The 13,133-nt window shown below is 51.3% G+C and carries 13 protein-coding genes; all 13 read right to left on the bottom strand.

Annotation, left to right across the window (positions count from 1 at the left end; genetic code table 11):
- Positions 1-3: 3 nt before the first annotated feature.
- Entirely contained in the window at positions 4-462 is a 459-nt protein-coding gene (locus GYMC10_RS11940) for a hypothetical protein (RefSeq protein ID WP_009596009.1), read from the bottom strand.
- An 82-nt stretch (positions 463-544) separates the two neighbouring features.
- Complete coding sequence (locus tag GYMC10_RS11935; RefSeq protein ID WP_015734688.1) at positions 545-2,617, bottom strand: hypothetical protein; 2,073 nt, start codon at positions 2,615-2,617, stop codon at positions 545-547.
- The gene (locus GYMC10_RS11930) at positions 2,607-4,517 is read right to left on the bottom strand and encodes an ATPase, T2SS/T4P/T4SS family (protein ID WP_015734687.1); all 1,911 of its coding nucleotides are present in this window, start codon (positions 4,515-4,517) and stop codon (positions 2,607-2,609) included. The genes GYMC10_RS11935 and GYMC10_RS11930 overlap by 11 nt, the downstream gene beginning before the upstream one ends.
- The gene (locus tag GYMC10_RS11925) at positions 4,504-5,373 is read right to left on the bottom strand and encodes a hypothetical protein (protein ID WP_015734686.1); all 870 of its coding nucleotides are present in this window, start codon (positions 5,371-5,373) and stop codon (positions 4,504-4,506) included. The genes GYMC10_RS11930 and GYMC10_RS11925 overlap by 14 nt, the downstream gene beginning before the upstream one ends.
- Positions 5,370-6,077 (bottom strand): hypothetical protein, encoded by a 708-nt coding sequence (locus tag GYMC10_RS11920; protein WP_015734685.1) that lies wholly within the window; start codon positions 6,075-6,077, stop codon positions 5,370-5,372. Before GYMC10_RS11920 ends, GYMC10_RS11925 begins: the two co-directional genes overlap by 4 nt.
- A 54-nt stretch (positions 6,078-6,131) precedes the next feature.
- The gene (locus GYMC10_RS11915) at positions 6,132-7,235 is read right to left on the bottom strand and encodes an SAF domain-containing protein (protein WP_015734684.1); all 1,104 of its coding nucleotides are present in this window, start codon (positions 7,233-7,235) and stop codon (positions 6,132-6,134) included.
- 28 nt (positions 7,236-7,263) lie between these two features.
- Complete coding sequence (locus tag GYMC10_RS11910) at positions 7,264-8,730, bottom strand: serine/threonine protein kinase (protein ID WP_015734683.1); 1,467 nt, start codon at positions 8,728-8,730, stop codon at positions 7,264-7,266.
- Positions 8,731-8,889: 159 nt separating this feature from the next.
- Positions 8,890-9,966: an SAM-dependent methyltransferase gene (locus tag GYMC10_RS11905; RefSeq protein ID WP_015734682.1), complete on the bottom strand. Its 1,077-nt coding sequence runs from the start codon at positions 9,964-9,966 to the stop codon at positions 8,890-8,892.
- A gap of 5 nt (positions 9,967-9,971) precedes the next feature.
- The gene (locus tag GYMC10_RS11900) at positions 9,972-10,745 is read right to left on the bottom strand and encodes an ABC transporter ATP-binding protein (RefSeq protein WP_015734681.1); all 774 of its coding nucleotides are present in this window, start codon (positions 10,743-10,745) and stop codon (positions 9,972-9,974) included.
- On the bottom strand, positions 10,742-11,089 hold the full coding sequence (locus tag GYMC10_RS11895; RefSeq protein WP_015734680.1) for a thioredoxin family protein: 348 nt from the start codon (positions 11,087-11,089) through the stop codon (positions 10,742-10,744). Before GYMC10_RS11895 ends, GYMC10_RS11900 begins: the two co-directional genes overlap by 4 nt.
- Positions 11,086-11,424, bottom strand: coding sequence for a cyclic-phosphate processing receiver domain-containing protein (locus GYMC10_RS11890; protein WP_015734679.1), 339 nt, complete (start codon positions 11,422-11,424; stop codon positions 11,086-11,088). Before GYMC10_RS11890 ends, GYMC10_RS11895 begins: the two co-directional genes overlap by 4 nt.
- Positions 11,425-11,439: 15 nt before the next feature.
- Positions 11,440-12,288: a deoxyribonuclease IV gene (locus GYMC10_RS11885; RefSeq protein ID WP_015734678.1), complete on the bottom strand. Its 849-nt coding sequence runs from the start codon at positions 12,286-12,288 to the stop codon at positions 11,440-11,442.
- On the bottom strand, positions 12,278-13,099 hold the full coding sequence (locus tag GYMC10_RS11880) for an Fpg/Nei family DNA glycosylase (protein WP_015734677.1): 822 nt from the start codon (positions 13,097-13,099) through the stop codon (positions 12,278-12,280). The genes GYMC10_RS11885 and GYMC10_RS11880 overlap by 11 nt, the downstream gene beginning before the upstream one ends.
- Positions 13,100-13,133: the final 34 nt, after the last annotated feature.

Raw genomic sequence — 13,133 nt, 5'->3', positions numbered from 1 at the left:
TAACTATTGATCGAATTTAATTCCCCGGATCACGTTGGAATTGTCTTTCACGATGGTCGCCCTAAACTTCCCGCTTGGGTTGACGTACTCCGGGCTTTTCTCATCCATGACGAGGTTGATATTCCCTTGCCTGGAATCCGGATTCAGAATCGATCCGTCCGACTCCAGTACGTTGCCGTACCATTGCCCTGCTTTATTTTTACCTGTTGCAATGAAAACGCCGAACTGATCCTTGTCCTTATATTTGCGCAGTGCATTCGTAACTTGAGAACCGCTGATCGTCGTTCCGTCATACACGGTAAAGGCTGCCTGGGACAGCTCCGTCTGTATATCCGAAAAATTGTTCTGGGCGGTTTTGGTTGCCTCCTGGGCCGAAATAAACAAAATGACAACGATCGTAATCAGGGCAATGGTCAAAAATATGCCTGCTGCAACCTTTAATGCGGATGATGCGTTATTCATTGAAATCTCCCTCATTTCCCTTATTGATTTTTATATGAACCTAGTGATTATCGTTTCAGTAGTGCTCAGGCCTTGTATTACTTCAAAGTCGTTGAATTTGCTCATAATACGTTTCCATTTGGGAGAAACTCATGCCGATCAGCGGAATGACAAGATACATAAAGATCAGCGCATACATCGGAGTAAAACCGATCATCCGCGCCCATGCGGCTTTCGTGTCGATCATCGCTTCATATTCCTGCTTGCGCTGCTCGAAGCTGAATATCATCTCCCCGTCGAGATCGTCGAATACGTCCTTGATCGGAACTTTATCCACCGCAAGGATCAGCTTGTCCACCAACCGTTGAAATTCGGGTAACCAGACGTCTTCCTTCAGCTCCAGTAAAGCCAACTGCGCGCCATGTTCATAGTGAAGCAGGCTTTTTTGAATGGGAACCTTGAAAATAACGGCGAACCGGTTAAGCCATTCCAATATAACTTCAACCGTGATTCGCTCCATACCGCGCAGGATCGATATGACCGTCTGAAATTGATATACTTCATGCCGCATTTCCATGTTTCGCACTTTCCGGTGAAAATACAGCAGCCACAGTGGCGCCCCATAACCTGCAATACCTGCCATGAAGGAGAGCAGCAGCTCCCACCACTTCAAATACTCGCTATCATACCGATTCAGCTTGGTCATGATTCGATCGGCTGCAATCTCAATTTGTTCCTTGGCCAAACCAACAGAATCTGTATCTCTTACGGCCTGTTGGATCTGGTCATGCGTTGCTTTCGTTGACATTTGCAGCTGCTCCATGATCACCCGATCCCGCCGTGCAGTCTCCTCTGCCTGCAAGCGCTCAACATCATTCATCTGTCCGAACAGAGAATGATTTAATGGAACGGGGACATATAACAAATGATGCCTAGACTGTACATGCAGTCCAACGGCCAGCGACAGCGCTAAAAAGAAACCGAGGAAAAAAAACGTTACCCTTCTGATATACAGCCACTCGAATTTGATTTTCGCATTGCTCTCCTTCAGCAGCCGAACCCGGCTGTCATATTTCATCGTGCCTGGGATCGGGGTCATGATCCCTACAAGCCAGCGAATAATAGGAATTCGGTACATTCTTTCTTCCCACGTCACTTTCCGTGCTACTGCCCGGTAATCGGTTTCCCGATTTTGCTGGAGCTTCTGGAGCAGGATGTAAGAAATCAGGATAATGACGTAAATGGATATCTTGGTCACAAATCCGAGCTTGCTCATGTAAAACTCATCCATTGACGGAAAACTGCTTCTCGCCCACCGTTCGATCGGTTTCGTAAAAAAAACCGGGGCCAGCGCAATTGCATTCAAACCCTTCATCAAGTAATCAAGCTTGTCTCTTCGCAATATTTCCAATTGGATTTCCTTGGTCAATCCGCTGAGCCCAAGAAGATAAATAGAGCCTTGTTTTCTCGCATGATCGCCAAACTCCATCACCAGATGGGAAATGCCCGCAAACGCCTTTAAATACCGGTTAGGCGCTACCTCATAATATCGCTCCAGCTCATCATTAGGATCTTGGGATACGAGGGCATTATAGATCCGATGGGCATGTATGGAGATTTCATGTCCCGAAGTCTCTGCCCCTTCATACAAAGCCTCCTCGACCATTCCATGCTGCTGATAGTGATGACGGACGAGGGAGAACAATTCAACCGATTGAACAAGCAGCTTGCGCTCCAGCCGGTTAATGAACATCTCAACAAGCATATTGTTAATAACCACGGCGGCAAGGATGACTATCACGATAAATCCCAGGTCCGGATGACTCCATATCAGCAGCAGGGCAGTTAACCCGATAATCCCTGTAATCGCGCAAGCAAGCTTCACCGTCTCATACCGAAGCGAAATTTCATCGTAAGGATGGATGATCGCGATTCTCTGCCTGATCCGTTTGATATACGATTGGACGAGCGGGAGTTTCACTCCATACATATAAGCCAATTGGAACCATTGGCGGTATATACCGCGAAACGGCTTTCCTTCACCCGCATCGAACCTTCCGGCAAAATTCCCACGGTTTCCTCGTCTTCTGGACATCCACGACACCAAACCGAACGTAATCGAGAACAGCGTCAGGGATGTAATGAATATTAGGATTAACACGTCTTTAGAGGCCACGTTGTTCCCCCCAGCCCGAGTCCAGAAATATTCTGAATTCCTCCGCATCCTCCGGATGCATCTGCTCGGTCATTTCGCGAATGCTGATTTCGGATAGTTTGGCGCAAGCAATATATGCACCGTCCCGGTATTCAATCACATTGCGGGACACATAGCAGCGGTCCTCGTTCAGTCTCCGCATATGCTCTGCACTTAAATGAAAATACTCCTCCATGCTGCTCTTCCAATTGTTTTCCGTAGAAGCTTCGAATTGCGGCAGCGCCCCCTTATCCACCGGAATGCACTCTGTAATTCGCTCTATGTAACGGTTTCCGAAAGCGTCTCTTCTCAAATGAATGTCAAAGTTGATCACGCTGACCACCTGCTGCTCGGCAATGTGCTCTTGCCTGAACGCGCCGCTCTTGAGCAGGGAGTTGCGCAGGGATTGAACCAAATCCCTGAATGTCTTGGCATGATGGGTAAATACGGTAAACAGACTTGCTACTTGAGACATCTGTATCATCCATGACGCAACCTCGTCGCTGGCAACCTCACCAAGGATATTGACCGTACCGTCCGTTTTCTTCTGCAGATCCAGCCCTGCCTGTCCGCTGATATGCTCCGTTTCCCTGAAGCTGAGAATGTTCCTGCGGCTGTAGATTTTCCTTAAGTGGAGCTCGAAGGCCATCTCCTGAACCCGGAGGGTATAGGAGGCATAGATATGGCCAACCATTGCCATCAGCAGCGTGGTTTTTCCTGATCCTTGAGCACCGGTAATCGCCGTAATCCGGCTGCCTCTCATCAAATATTTCAATAAACCGATCACCAGCTCGGAGCCGCTCCCCGTAATCAATTGATCAAGCGTAGCCTTGGGCAAATCGAACTTGCGTACAAAAAATGCCCAGGATTCGGCAAACGGTGGCCTTACCACAACAACCCTGGAGCCATCCTTCATCTCATTCACTTTGTAACCGCTGGCTTCCGACAGCTGTCCCGGATGATTATATTTGTATATGTTTTGACATACCCGCTTAAGCTCCAGCATCGAACCAAACGATAAAAAAGCAAGATGAAGCGAAACACCCCGGTAAAAAATCCAAACGCTCTCACAGCCTGATGCAGGCAATTCGGCATTCGAAAGACCTAGCCCCAAAAAATCATCCGGTCCGTAAAAGGTATCCTGTCCGCTGTCGCGGTCGACGGGAACGCCGCTGACTCCCCCACTGATCCCGTCAATCCGCTGATCCCTGATTTCATCCACGACGGAAAATCCTTTGTACTGCTGATAAATGCGCTGAACGACGATATCCAGCTTCTCCTGAAACAGAAGCGGACGCTGCTCTGACTCATAAATATAAGCAATGTCTTCCGCGGTAACCGCATAAACGCTGCCCTCCCCGTAACCGGGAATGACGCGAGGCCGCGCAAGATCGTATGTCTCCAGAAGTACGGATAAAGCATCCTCCCCGTGCCGCTGCTGGTACAGGTACAAGAGAATCTCGAATTGATCCTGGGCCGTTAATTCGGTTAGGCTTTCAAACGGAATGGCTGCATCAATGTTGGACTCGTTCAATCCCAAATCCTTGACAAGCAGCTGCTTTAAAAAATCCTTAACGTACGCCTTGTCCATCGCATCACCGGATACGCAGCCCTTGAGCGCGCTTCGCAACTCGCTCCGCTTGTTCAGCCTGCGGCGATACGCTTCTTCGTGCAGCCCTAAATCAGACAATTGGCTGTGCGTCAGCTGATGCAGGCTTTCCTTAACAAATGCCGTCATGGCTTCGATCGAATAGGGATCCGAGCCCCGCGTTAAAGCAGCCGCCGGTTTACGGGTATCCATATAACGCAGATAGACAAACAGCAAGACTAACAAAACCAGGATGATGATCCACATCGTGTTCAAGGCATTACCCAAAAGCATGCAGGCCCCCCGCTTTCGAACGGCCGGACGGAAGTCCGAGCTGTTCAGCCGACGCATCAGCCAGGTGACGGACGGCATTATACAGTGAATTCAAACCTTTCAGGTCCGCGCCCCCACGGTTGCGCTGCATGTAGGGAATAATCGAACTCATATTCCATGCATCCGTCATGCGGGAGCAATACGGAACGCCAACCGCCATCGTTTTGATTCCAAAGCGGCGCTTCATATTTTGCAGTGTGCAGCTGCTCTCCCGATCATATTTGCCGATCATGTACAAGCAGTCTTTTTCCTTCAGCTCCGGAGGAAGTCTTTCCTTCTCAAGCTCTCTCTTCAGGACATGCAAATTCTGATTCAATCCAACGATGATCAAGTCTGCCGCTTGAAGTATTGCACGATCCGCAGCTCGGGGAACACCATTGCCGGCATCCGCTACGGTAACGTCATAACTTCGTTTGGAGGACGCCAAGACCTTGAACATTAGTTCCGTCCGATTCACGCCTTCCGCAAGTCTAGCAGAACTGAAATCATTGGCCGACGTCGGCTTCGGTCCGCACAAAAGATCTAGCCGATCAGACAGCAGCGGCAGGGCATAATTGCGGACATTATCCGGATTCAGCCTCCCGCTTGCATTGAGCCGTTCGAGGGCATCCAATCCGGTATCCTGAAACGCCGCCATATAATCGAACGCTTCCTCCTTCAGCGCAAAGGCCTGTTCCACTCGTTCTCCTGCTTGTCCACCATGGGCAAGCAGCACTTTGACCTGGTATTCAAACGCCAATACGATCGGTAAACATGCGGCCAACAGCGTGCTGCCGCTCCCGCTTTTTAATGGGCTCCATACAGCAATCAGACTCATGCATGCCTCCTTCCCGCTTGCCTAAACGCCCGGCGGATATGCCGCTGCTCCATCTCCGTCAGGATCCGAATCAGTTCGGTAAGCGACCGCTTATACTGTCGTGACAATGGCTTGATGCCCAGTCTACCTGCATGTTCATTTTTTATTTTCAGCGCAAAAAACAACTCATCCCAAGGCATCTTCACAGGGGGGCCCAGCCATTGAATCCGGCTATCCTCCATAAAGCCTTCAATATAGGACCCGTCCGCCAGGTCTTCGATAACCTGTACGTATACGCGATGGAAAGGCGGCAGCGGGTCATCTGTTCTTGCGGCTCTTAGTTCATCCAGCAAGGCCGCGCTCTTTCGCAATCCCGTTACTTCGAATCCGCTGACCCAAACATGGGCATCCGCCGTATCCCACTGATCCTTGTCCATAAATTGCGGCTTCTCCACGTCCATCACAATATAGTCATATTTCTTCTCATTCATTTCTTCCAGATAATCCATCAGTGACGTATAACTCCCAAATCCTGTTGCCACGTCGAAACCGGCAAACTCCATGACCGGCAGCTGTGGATGCATTACGCTAATGCAATGTCTGTACTTCGCATCTATCGCGCCATCGACGAGCAGCACCCTGCTGTCTCCATTGGCTAGTATTTTGCACATGTATAGGAGCATATCGCTCTTGTCACAGATGCCCGAAAATATCCACCTCTTCACTTTGGTTACACTCCTTCACTTACCAACTGTTCTCCGGGGCTCACGTTGTCATTTCTACGGACTCGAAAATATGAAATCAGCCTCTGGCGGTGTCTTATCACTGCCGTTCTGGGAATCTATCCTCCCGGTTGACCCCAAAATCTGCTCGGCCTCCGAAGCCTTCTCTTCCCGAAGCGTAACCTCCGTATTCACGTCATCGTCCGGGAGAATGCCATCGGAACTCGTTCCGGTAGCGGATTTTGCAGGGGGATTTATATGGGATGCCGGGCTCCAAGAATCCGGACTCCTGGCTCCGCCAGCATAGGCGGAATTAGGAGGCATGTCGGACACTTGCGCCTGCTGACTCGGCTGGAGTTTGCTTAAATCATCTTCCAGCGTGTTTCGGAGCGTAAGCTCCAATTGCTTCTCGGCTTTCTTCACGATATTCGGGTTGCTTGCAATCAGCTTCGTCACCTCCGCGTTCGGCGGATAGTTCGGAATCGCTCTCTCTTGCAGCTCGGGTTCTACATAGGTAAGCGCATAGAGCGTAGCATCATGCAGATAAGCGTCAACCAATGCGCTGGAGAGCAATAAGATTTCCTGCTCGCTTAACGTTGTCCAAAATGCCGGATTTTGGAGCCTGTCAATCTTCTTTTTGGATAAAACGATGTAATCCTGTCCGGTTGGAAACTGGACTCTAACATCAATGACATCCCCCTTGCGCAAGTCGCTTGGCAGATATACGGATTTCATCTCCCGGTGACGGAGATCGGGCCGAGTCGGCTCCTCTTCAAAGAGCATCGCGCCGGTAATCGGCATTCCCTGAAGCAGCTCGATCTTGGCGCCCTTCCCCGCGATCTCTTCCCTGCCCGAAAAGAGATTGCCGGACGTGCCGTCATACGGCAAACGCACTTCCTTGATGTCCTTGGCCTCAATGAAATGACCAGGCGGAATATCTCTTACCGGGACCCATGCCGCCTGCATCGAATTGAGCTGCTGCAGCTGGGTCTCTTCAAGCTCCGCGATTCGCTGCTCGTATTGGGTGCGCTCCACGTGCCGCTGTTCTTTAGAGCCGTGCACATAATACAACATGGCGCCGGCACATACAGCCCCAGTTACGGCTGCGCCGGCAAGTCCGGCAAATATCAGTTTGCGGCTTCGCCTCCTGATAATCGGCATGGCTTCATCTCCTTCAGTTCAAATGCGGTCAATTCTTTAAAAACCTGAATCTTCGCTTCCGTTCAGCCTGCGGCAAGTAGTCCTGAAAGAGCCGGGCGAACGCCTGCCGACTGCTGTCAGGTATTTCGAAAGGGTCCAATTGCAGGGGTAAGGCATAAACCTTATTCGTGCCTAGCGTTTTCCTCATCTCCTGAATCGTTTCTTCTCCGGCAAGGGGCAGGGCATAGATCCGGCCCGGCTGCGGGTGCCTGGACAGCATTCGGGCCAGCGTTGCCACATCATGCCGCCTCCACTCCGCTCCCGACCCGATAACAATCGGCAGATCGGCCCGCAGGAATTCCTCCAGCCTTTCGCTGTCCCTGTACGCCCCCAAATCCAATACAACCGCATCGTAACTGCCCCCGAGCAGCGAAATCACTTCCGTCCTCGCTGTTTGGCGCCAAAAGTGGATCCCGTTAATCTCGAATTTGCGGATAGAGCCGAGCCTTCCGCCCTCCGCTATTTCCTGTATGCGGCTGAACGAGGTGGATTTGGCGCTCATTTCAACGACGGCTACCTTTCCGTACCTTGAAGCAAGGAAATGTCCGAAGGCGATGCAGCTATGCGTGGTTCCTACGCCGGACGATGCACCTAGTACGGCCGCAACAAGCGTCCCGGGCACCGTGCTGGTTTGGACCGCAGATAGATTCGCGGAAATCGAATGCTGCCGCTTCAGCGCGGACCGAACTTCAGCTGTCGATTGATATCGATGCTCCGGAGCATATTGAAGCAGCTTTCGGATAACCGGCACTAACTCTCTTGGCAAATCGCCGCGAATATGGCGCTCCACTCCCGTGATCCATTCGCTGAATTTGCCGCCGGTCGAGAGATAAAGCAGAAGCGCCCCCAATCCGTACAAATCCGATCTGGCATCGCTTTGCCTGCCTCCGTATTGCTCCGGTGCCGCAAATCCGACCGTGCCGAGCTTGACCGTATCCTCGCCGCTATCATACTTGTAGCTTCTCGCGATTCCGAAATCGATGAGTCGGACTTCCAGCTGATCGGTCAGCATGATGTTCGAAGGCTTTAAATCCCTGAATATGACTTGGGGCTCGTGAAGGTGAAGATACTCCAGGACGTCCAGCAGCTGCTCTGTCAGCTCCATGATGAAGTCCGGATTCACGTTTCCACGGTAACCCCGGAAATATTTTTCCAATGTCATGCCTTGAATGTAATCCATAACCAAATAGGTATAGCCGTTGTCCTCATCACGAAAAAAATCGACGATGCGCGGCAGACGCGGATGGCTCAGTTTAATCAGAAGCTGTGCCTCATCCTGAACGGTGCGCTGCATACCCGGTTCAGACAAAGTCTCCTTCACCGCCCATTGCTTCCCAGGCAGCTTCAGATCTTCGGCCAGATATACACAGCTCATGCCCCCTTCGCCGATGACGCGGTCAATGACGTAACGCTCACCCAATACATCCCCATGCACCAATTTGCAAGGCTGATTCATCTCAATGCCCTCTCCTCTGACTTACAAGCACAACAAAAAAAGGAAAGCACTCCGCTCTATCACTGAAACGTGATCATAGCGGGATGCTTTCCCTTTAGTTGCCGTTGGTTAATTTTGGAATCATTATAGAACAAAACACTTGAACTTGTAAAGGCTTTTTTAATACTTAATCATATAAAGCGTAATCTCGTCCCGATTATGGAACAACTGCTTCGCTCCCTGAATCTGCATTCTGGACGCTTCAAATACCGACATGATCTCCTTCACCAATGCCATTGGCTTCTTGGTCAGCAGCTTAACCGTAACGACGGCCGTGCCGCCCGTTTCAAGGCTGTGCAGCAGCCCGGTCACCATTCGGGCCATCAGTTTGGGGCTCCAGCTCATATCGCATACCAGCAGATCGAATTCATGCTCTCTAAACGTTACGTCCGCAGCATTTTTATGGATGACACGCAGGTTTTTATGCCCATCCAGGGAGGGGTGCATTTTCGCCGGATCTACCGCCGTAACCTGCAAGCCGCGTTCCAATAAAAAGGATGTCCAGCCTCCAGGCGCTGCTCCGATATCGACAGCCTTGCGGAACGTATCGAAGGGTATCCCGAACTGCTTCTCGGCTTCAAGCAGCTTAAATTTGGCTCTTGAGATTTGACCCTCTTCCCGCTGAAAACGGACCGCGCCTCCGTTCCAATCCGACAGATTGTCCTCCGGACGCGACACACCGGCATACCAGACATTGTCAGCAGCGAATAGTGAAATGATCCATTCGGGTGCCTGGACCGTGTATTCCAGCTCAAGCGGTGCCAAGCGAAGCTGCAAATCGTCCCGAAGGGCTGCGGGGCTCTCAGTCCATGAGCTGTTCTCCGTCTTGCGGATTTGGATGGATGCGCGGCTTTGGCTAATCTCCTCCCGCTTCAGCACATGATCTGCTGTCAATTGCAGCGCTGCGTCTACGGATTCGGCCGCGATTTCCCATTGTACCGGAAAGAGATGCCGCAGGAAAATAGGCGGCTTTGACGTAATCAGCCGCTTAGCCTCAGCTTCGGAGCTGCCGAGTGTCATCAAAAACACCTCGCCTGGCATCATCATGGTGCTTTTTAGGCTGCCAAACATCCGGCGCAGCTCTTCCTGGGCATACGGAGCGAAACCATGATTTGCTGTGCATACCCATTTACTGTGAAAATCCCGATGGTTCTGATTCTGTTCCTCATGTTCCTGCATTACGTTTAATTCGTCCAAACGGATTAACCTCCAGAAATAACTTTGATCCAGGGACGTCCGCCATCCCATTCCAGCTGAGCGTCGATATCATAAGTTTGTTTGATAAGTTCATGGTTTAATACTTCATCTTTGCGTCCCGCGGCCGTCAACCGCCCGTCTTTAATAAGCGCCACATGAGTAAATAAAGGGACAATCTCCTCGACATGATGCGTGACGTACACGACCGTAATATTACGCTGCCTCAGCCGGTCAATCTCATGCAGCATCTTCTCCCGTTCATACAAATCCAAACCGGCACACGGTTCATCCATAATCAGAATCTTCGGATTGGCCATAAGGGAGCGTGCCAGCATCACTTTTTTCCGTTCCCCTTGGGACAAGGTCCCGAGAGGCAGCACCGCCAAACGGCCGAAATCCATTTCGTTCAGCAGGCTGTAGGCTAAACTTCTGGCCTCTTCCGGAATGTCCTGATAAAAGCGTAAAAAGGCATACGCCCCTGTTGCCACAACCTCCCACACCGGGTCGCTCAGCGTCAATTTCTCCAGCAGCGATTGGCTGATATAACCGATGGATTTACGAACCTCCCGAACGTCACATTGGCCGTATACATGGCCCAGCACTTCTACGTGTCCACTGGAAGGGAACTTATATCCCGTCATCATTTCCAGCAGCGTCGTTTTGCCGGATCCGTTCCTGCCCAGGATCACCCAATTTTCACCCGGCTTCATTTCAATGCTGACATCATCCAAAATGTGGCGGTTCCCCCGAATGAGCGACAGGTGCTGCAAAGAAATCATGGCTTCACGCTCCTTACAAAACTGACGATATCCTGCACGGAGCCCATCCGGTAAAGCACTTCAGCGTTTGCGCCAGGGCTTGATGGGATCGCGAGCAGCGCCGGAACGCTTCGAATTTGATACCGTTCCACGATGCCCGGAAGGAAATTCACGTCCGCTGCCAGCATCTGTACATCGGGCACCACAAACTCCACGACATCCAGCATCTTACGCGCTGCCGCGCAAGTACCGCATAATGGCGTATGCAAAAAAACGATGACAGGATCCGCCTTCGCGTCACGCTTCATCAGACGCTCCTGCCATTCCAGCCTCTCCAACAGTTCGCGCTGCGTAACCTCAATCATCTTGAACCTTGGGCGACTTCCCGCAGCACGGATTCGGGCATCGGTCCATTGTGGACCTTGACGCTTTTTGGCATGTGCTCATACAGCAGCTCATACATTTTTCTTCTGCCCGACGGGCTTGAGGTGTGCAAATATATTTCATTAGCCTGTAGATTCTCGGCAATCATGGCCGCAACGACGTCGCCGCCGTTCATTTGGCCATGCCCGAGTTCGAAATCAAGCGACAGAACGTCCACTTCGCATTCACGGAGCATCAGCAAACATTCTTCCCCGTTTCGAGCCAGCGCGAATCCTTTCGGATTGGGGCGCCAGTCGTCTAAATAAAGATGAATCATCCTACCCTCTCCCTATCAGGACCAGGACAGCACCTTGGCGATGTCTTCCCGATGCGTGCCGTCAGCTCCTTTTTCACTTTCCAGGACAAATGCCTTACCCGCAAGTTCCGGTGCCAGAACCAAGCGCTTCAATGCTTCTGTTCCTATCATGCCTTGCCCGATGCGGGCATGGCGATCTTTTCTTGAGCCGGCTCCATATTTCGAATCGTTTAAATGAACGGCTACCGCCGATTCCCAATAGGCTAGCTCCTTGCCTCTGGCAAGGAGCTCATCCGTATTCGATAAGTCCCAGCCTCCGGCGGCAAACAAGTGGCAGGTATCCAGACAAAAGCCTATTTTTTCCGGATAATCGGCAAGCTGTCTAACCTTCACGCTCTCTTCTAGCGTCATCCCCATGGACCCATGGTCTCCCGCCTGATTCTCGATCAGCAACTTGGCCCTGCCCGTCCAGGAAGACAACACATCATTCATGCAGCGAATAATATTCTGATACCCTTCAAGGACATTCTCGCTCTTGAGATGCCCAAAATGAACCACGATACCCAGCGATCCGCAAGCCTCGGCAATCATGAGATCGTTCTTGAGGGAATCTACGGTCAACTGGTAAAACGCTTCGCCCCGGGTTAAGCCAACCGCCATATTCGTCGGATACGGTGTGTGCGCGATCGAAACAAGCCCTTGTTCCTGACAAAACTTGGCGCATGCGGCGGCATTGCGGACATCCGGCGTCTTCAAGTGAAGACTGCGCGGATTTTTCGGGAAATACTGATACGCCAGTGAACCGATCCCGGCTGCATGCTGTGCTGCCGCAAGAAATCCGCCCCGTGTGCTGACATGGCTTCCAATCCGGACTTTAGACTTCATGCTGGCAATTCGGGCAAAAGAAAACTTTGCGCGAGGCGTGCTCCGCCTTCACGATCGGCGTACCGCAGCGAACGCAGGGCTCTCCTTCACGATCGTACACTTTGCATTCGTCGTTATAAGCACCTGTCAGCACATCCCCTTCCTGAAAGGGCATTTCCATGTATCCTCCGCCGTCCGTCGCCTCGTGCATCACTTTGACGGTGCTGTCGTACAGCTGCTCTAGTGACTCCTCCGGCAAATCCTGAATTTTGGATAGCGGGTGGATTCGGGCATCAAAAGCGATCTCGTCCGCATAACAGTTGCCGATGCCGGCGACGACTTGTTGATTGACCAACGTCGTTTTTAAGGCGCCCCGCCGTTTTCCAATCAGTTCGACGAAACGCGCTTTGGTCATTCGCCGATCCAGAAGCTCAGGACCAAGGTCTTTTAGGGCGTTCTCGGTTTCCCTCGCTGTTAGAAAATGCAGATAACCCAGGCGAAGGCCGATAAAATACAGCACCTGGTCACCGAACGTGATCTCGACCTGGGTCGAACGGGAAGGGCGCTCCTCATCATCCCTGCGTCCCAGATACAAAATGCCCCCCAGCATCAGATGCAGCAGGAGTCTGCCTCCGTTATGCAAATGGAATATGAGATGTTTGCCTCTCCGCTCCACAAAAATGACCTTGCTTCCCTTCAGGGCCGAAGTAAACTCGTCAATCGTCACATTCAAGGATTTTTCACGGTTCACGACCACATCGGTGATCGGCACATTCAGAATGCTCTGAGATAACAATCTTCGGTAATTCTCCATTTCCGGCAGTTCCGGCATGATTCATCTTCCCTTTCGTCAACACACAAGTTTA

Origin of the sequence: Paenibacillus sp. Y412MC10 (assembly GCF_000024685.1) — a bacterium.
GTDB lineage: Bacteria > Bacillota > Bacilli > Paenibacillales > Paenibacillaceae > Paenibacillus_AQ > Paenibacillus_AQ lautus_A.
The sequence above is the reverse complement of the archived record's forward strand: the minus strand, read 5'-3'. Positions and strand labels throughout refer to the sequence as shown.

What these genes read in the sequence shown, in the direction of transcription:
- GYMC10_RS11890 (WP_015734679.1), bottom strand. Translation starts at nt 11,424, where the DNA reads ATGATTCATCTTTATTTAGACGACTGGCGCCCCAATCCGAAAGGATTC.
- GYMC10_RS11910 (WP_015734683.1), bottom strand. Translation starts at nt 8,730, where the DNA reads ATGAATCAGCCTTGCAAATTGGTGCATGGGGATGTATTGGGTGAGCGT.
- GYMC10_RS11930 (WP_015734687.1), bottom strand. Translation starts at nt 4,517, where the DNA reads ATGCTTTTGGGTAATGCCTTGAACACGATGTGGATCATCATCCTGGTT.
- GYMC10_RS11915 (WP_015734684.1), bottom strand. Translation starts at nt 7,235, where the DNA reads ATGCCGATTATCAGGAGGCGAAGCCGCAAACTGATATTTGCCGGACTT.
- GYMC10_RS11885 (WP_015734678.1), bottom strand. Translation starts at nt 12,288, where the DNA reads ATGAAGTCTAAAGTCCGGATTGGAAGCCATGTCAGCACACGGGGCGGA.
- GYMC10_RS11900 (WP_015734681.1), bottom strand. Translation starts at nt 10,745, where the DNA reads ATGATTTCTTTGCAGCACCTGTCGCTCATTCGGGGGAACCGCCACATT.
- GYMC10_RS11895 (WP_015734680.1), bottom strand. Translation starts at nt 11,089, where the DNA reads ATGATTGAGGTTACGCAGCGCGAACTGTTGGAGAGGCTGGAATGGCAG.
- GYMC10_RS11940 (WP_009596009.1), bottom strand. Translation starts at nt 462, where the DNA reads ATGAATAACGCATCATCCGCATTAAAGGTTGCAGCAGGCATATTTTTG.
- GYMC10_RS11925 (WP_015734686.1), bottom strand. Translation starts at nt 5,373, where the DNA reads ATGAGTCTGATTGCTGTATGGAGCCCATTAAAAAGCGGGAGCGGCAGC.
- GYMC10_RS11880 (WP_015734677.1), bottom strand. Translation starts at nt 13,099, where the DNA reads ATGCCGGAACTGCCGGAAATGGAGAATTACCGAAGATTGTTATCTCAG.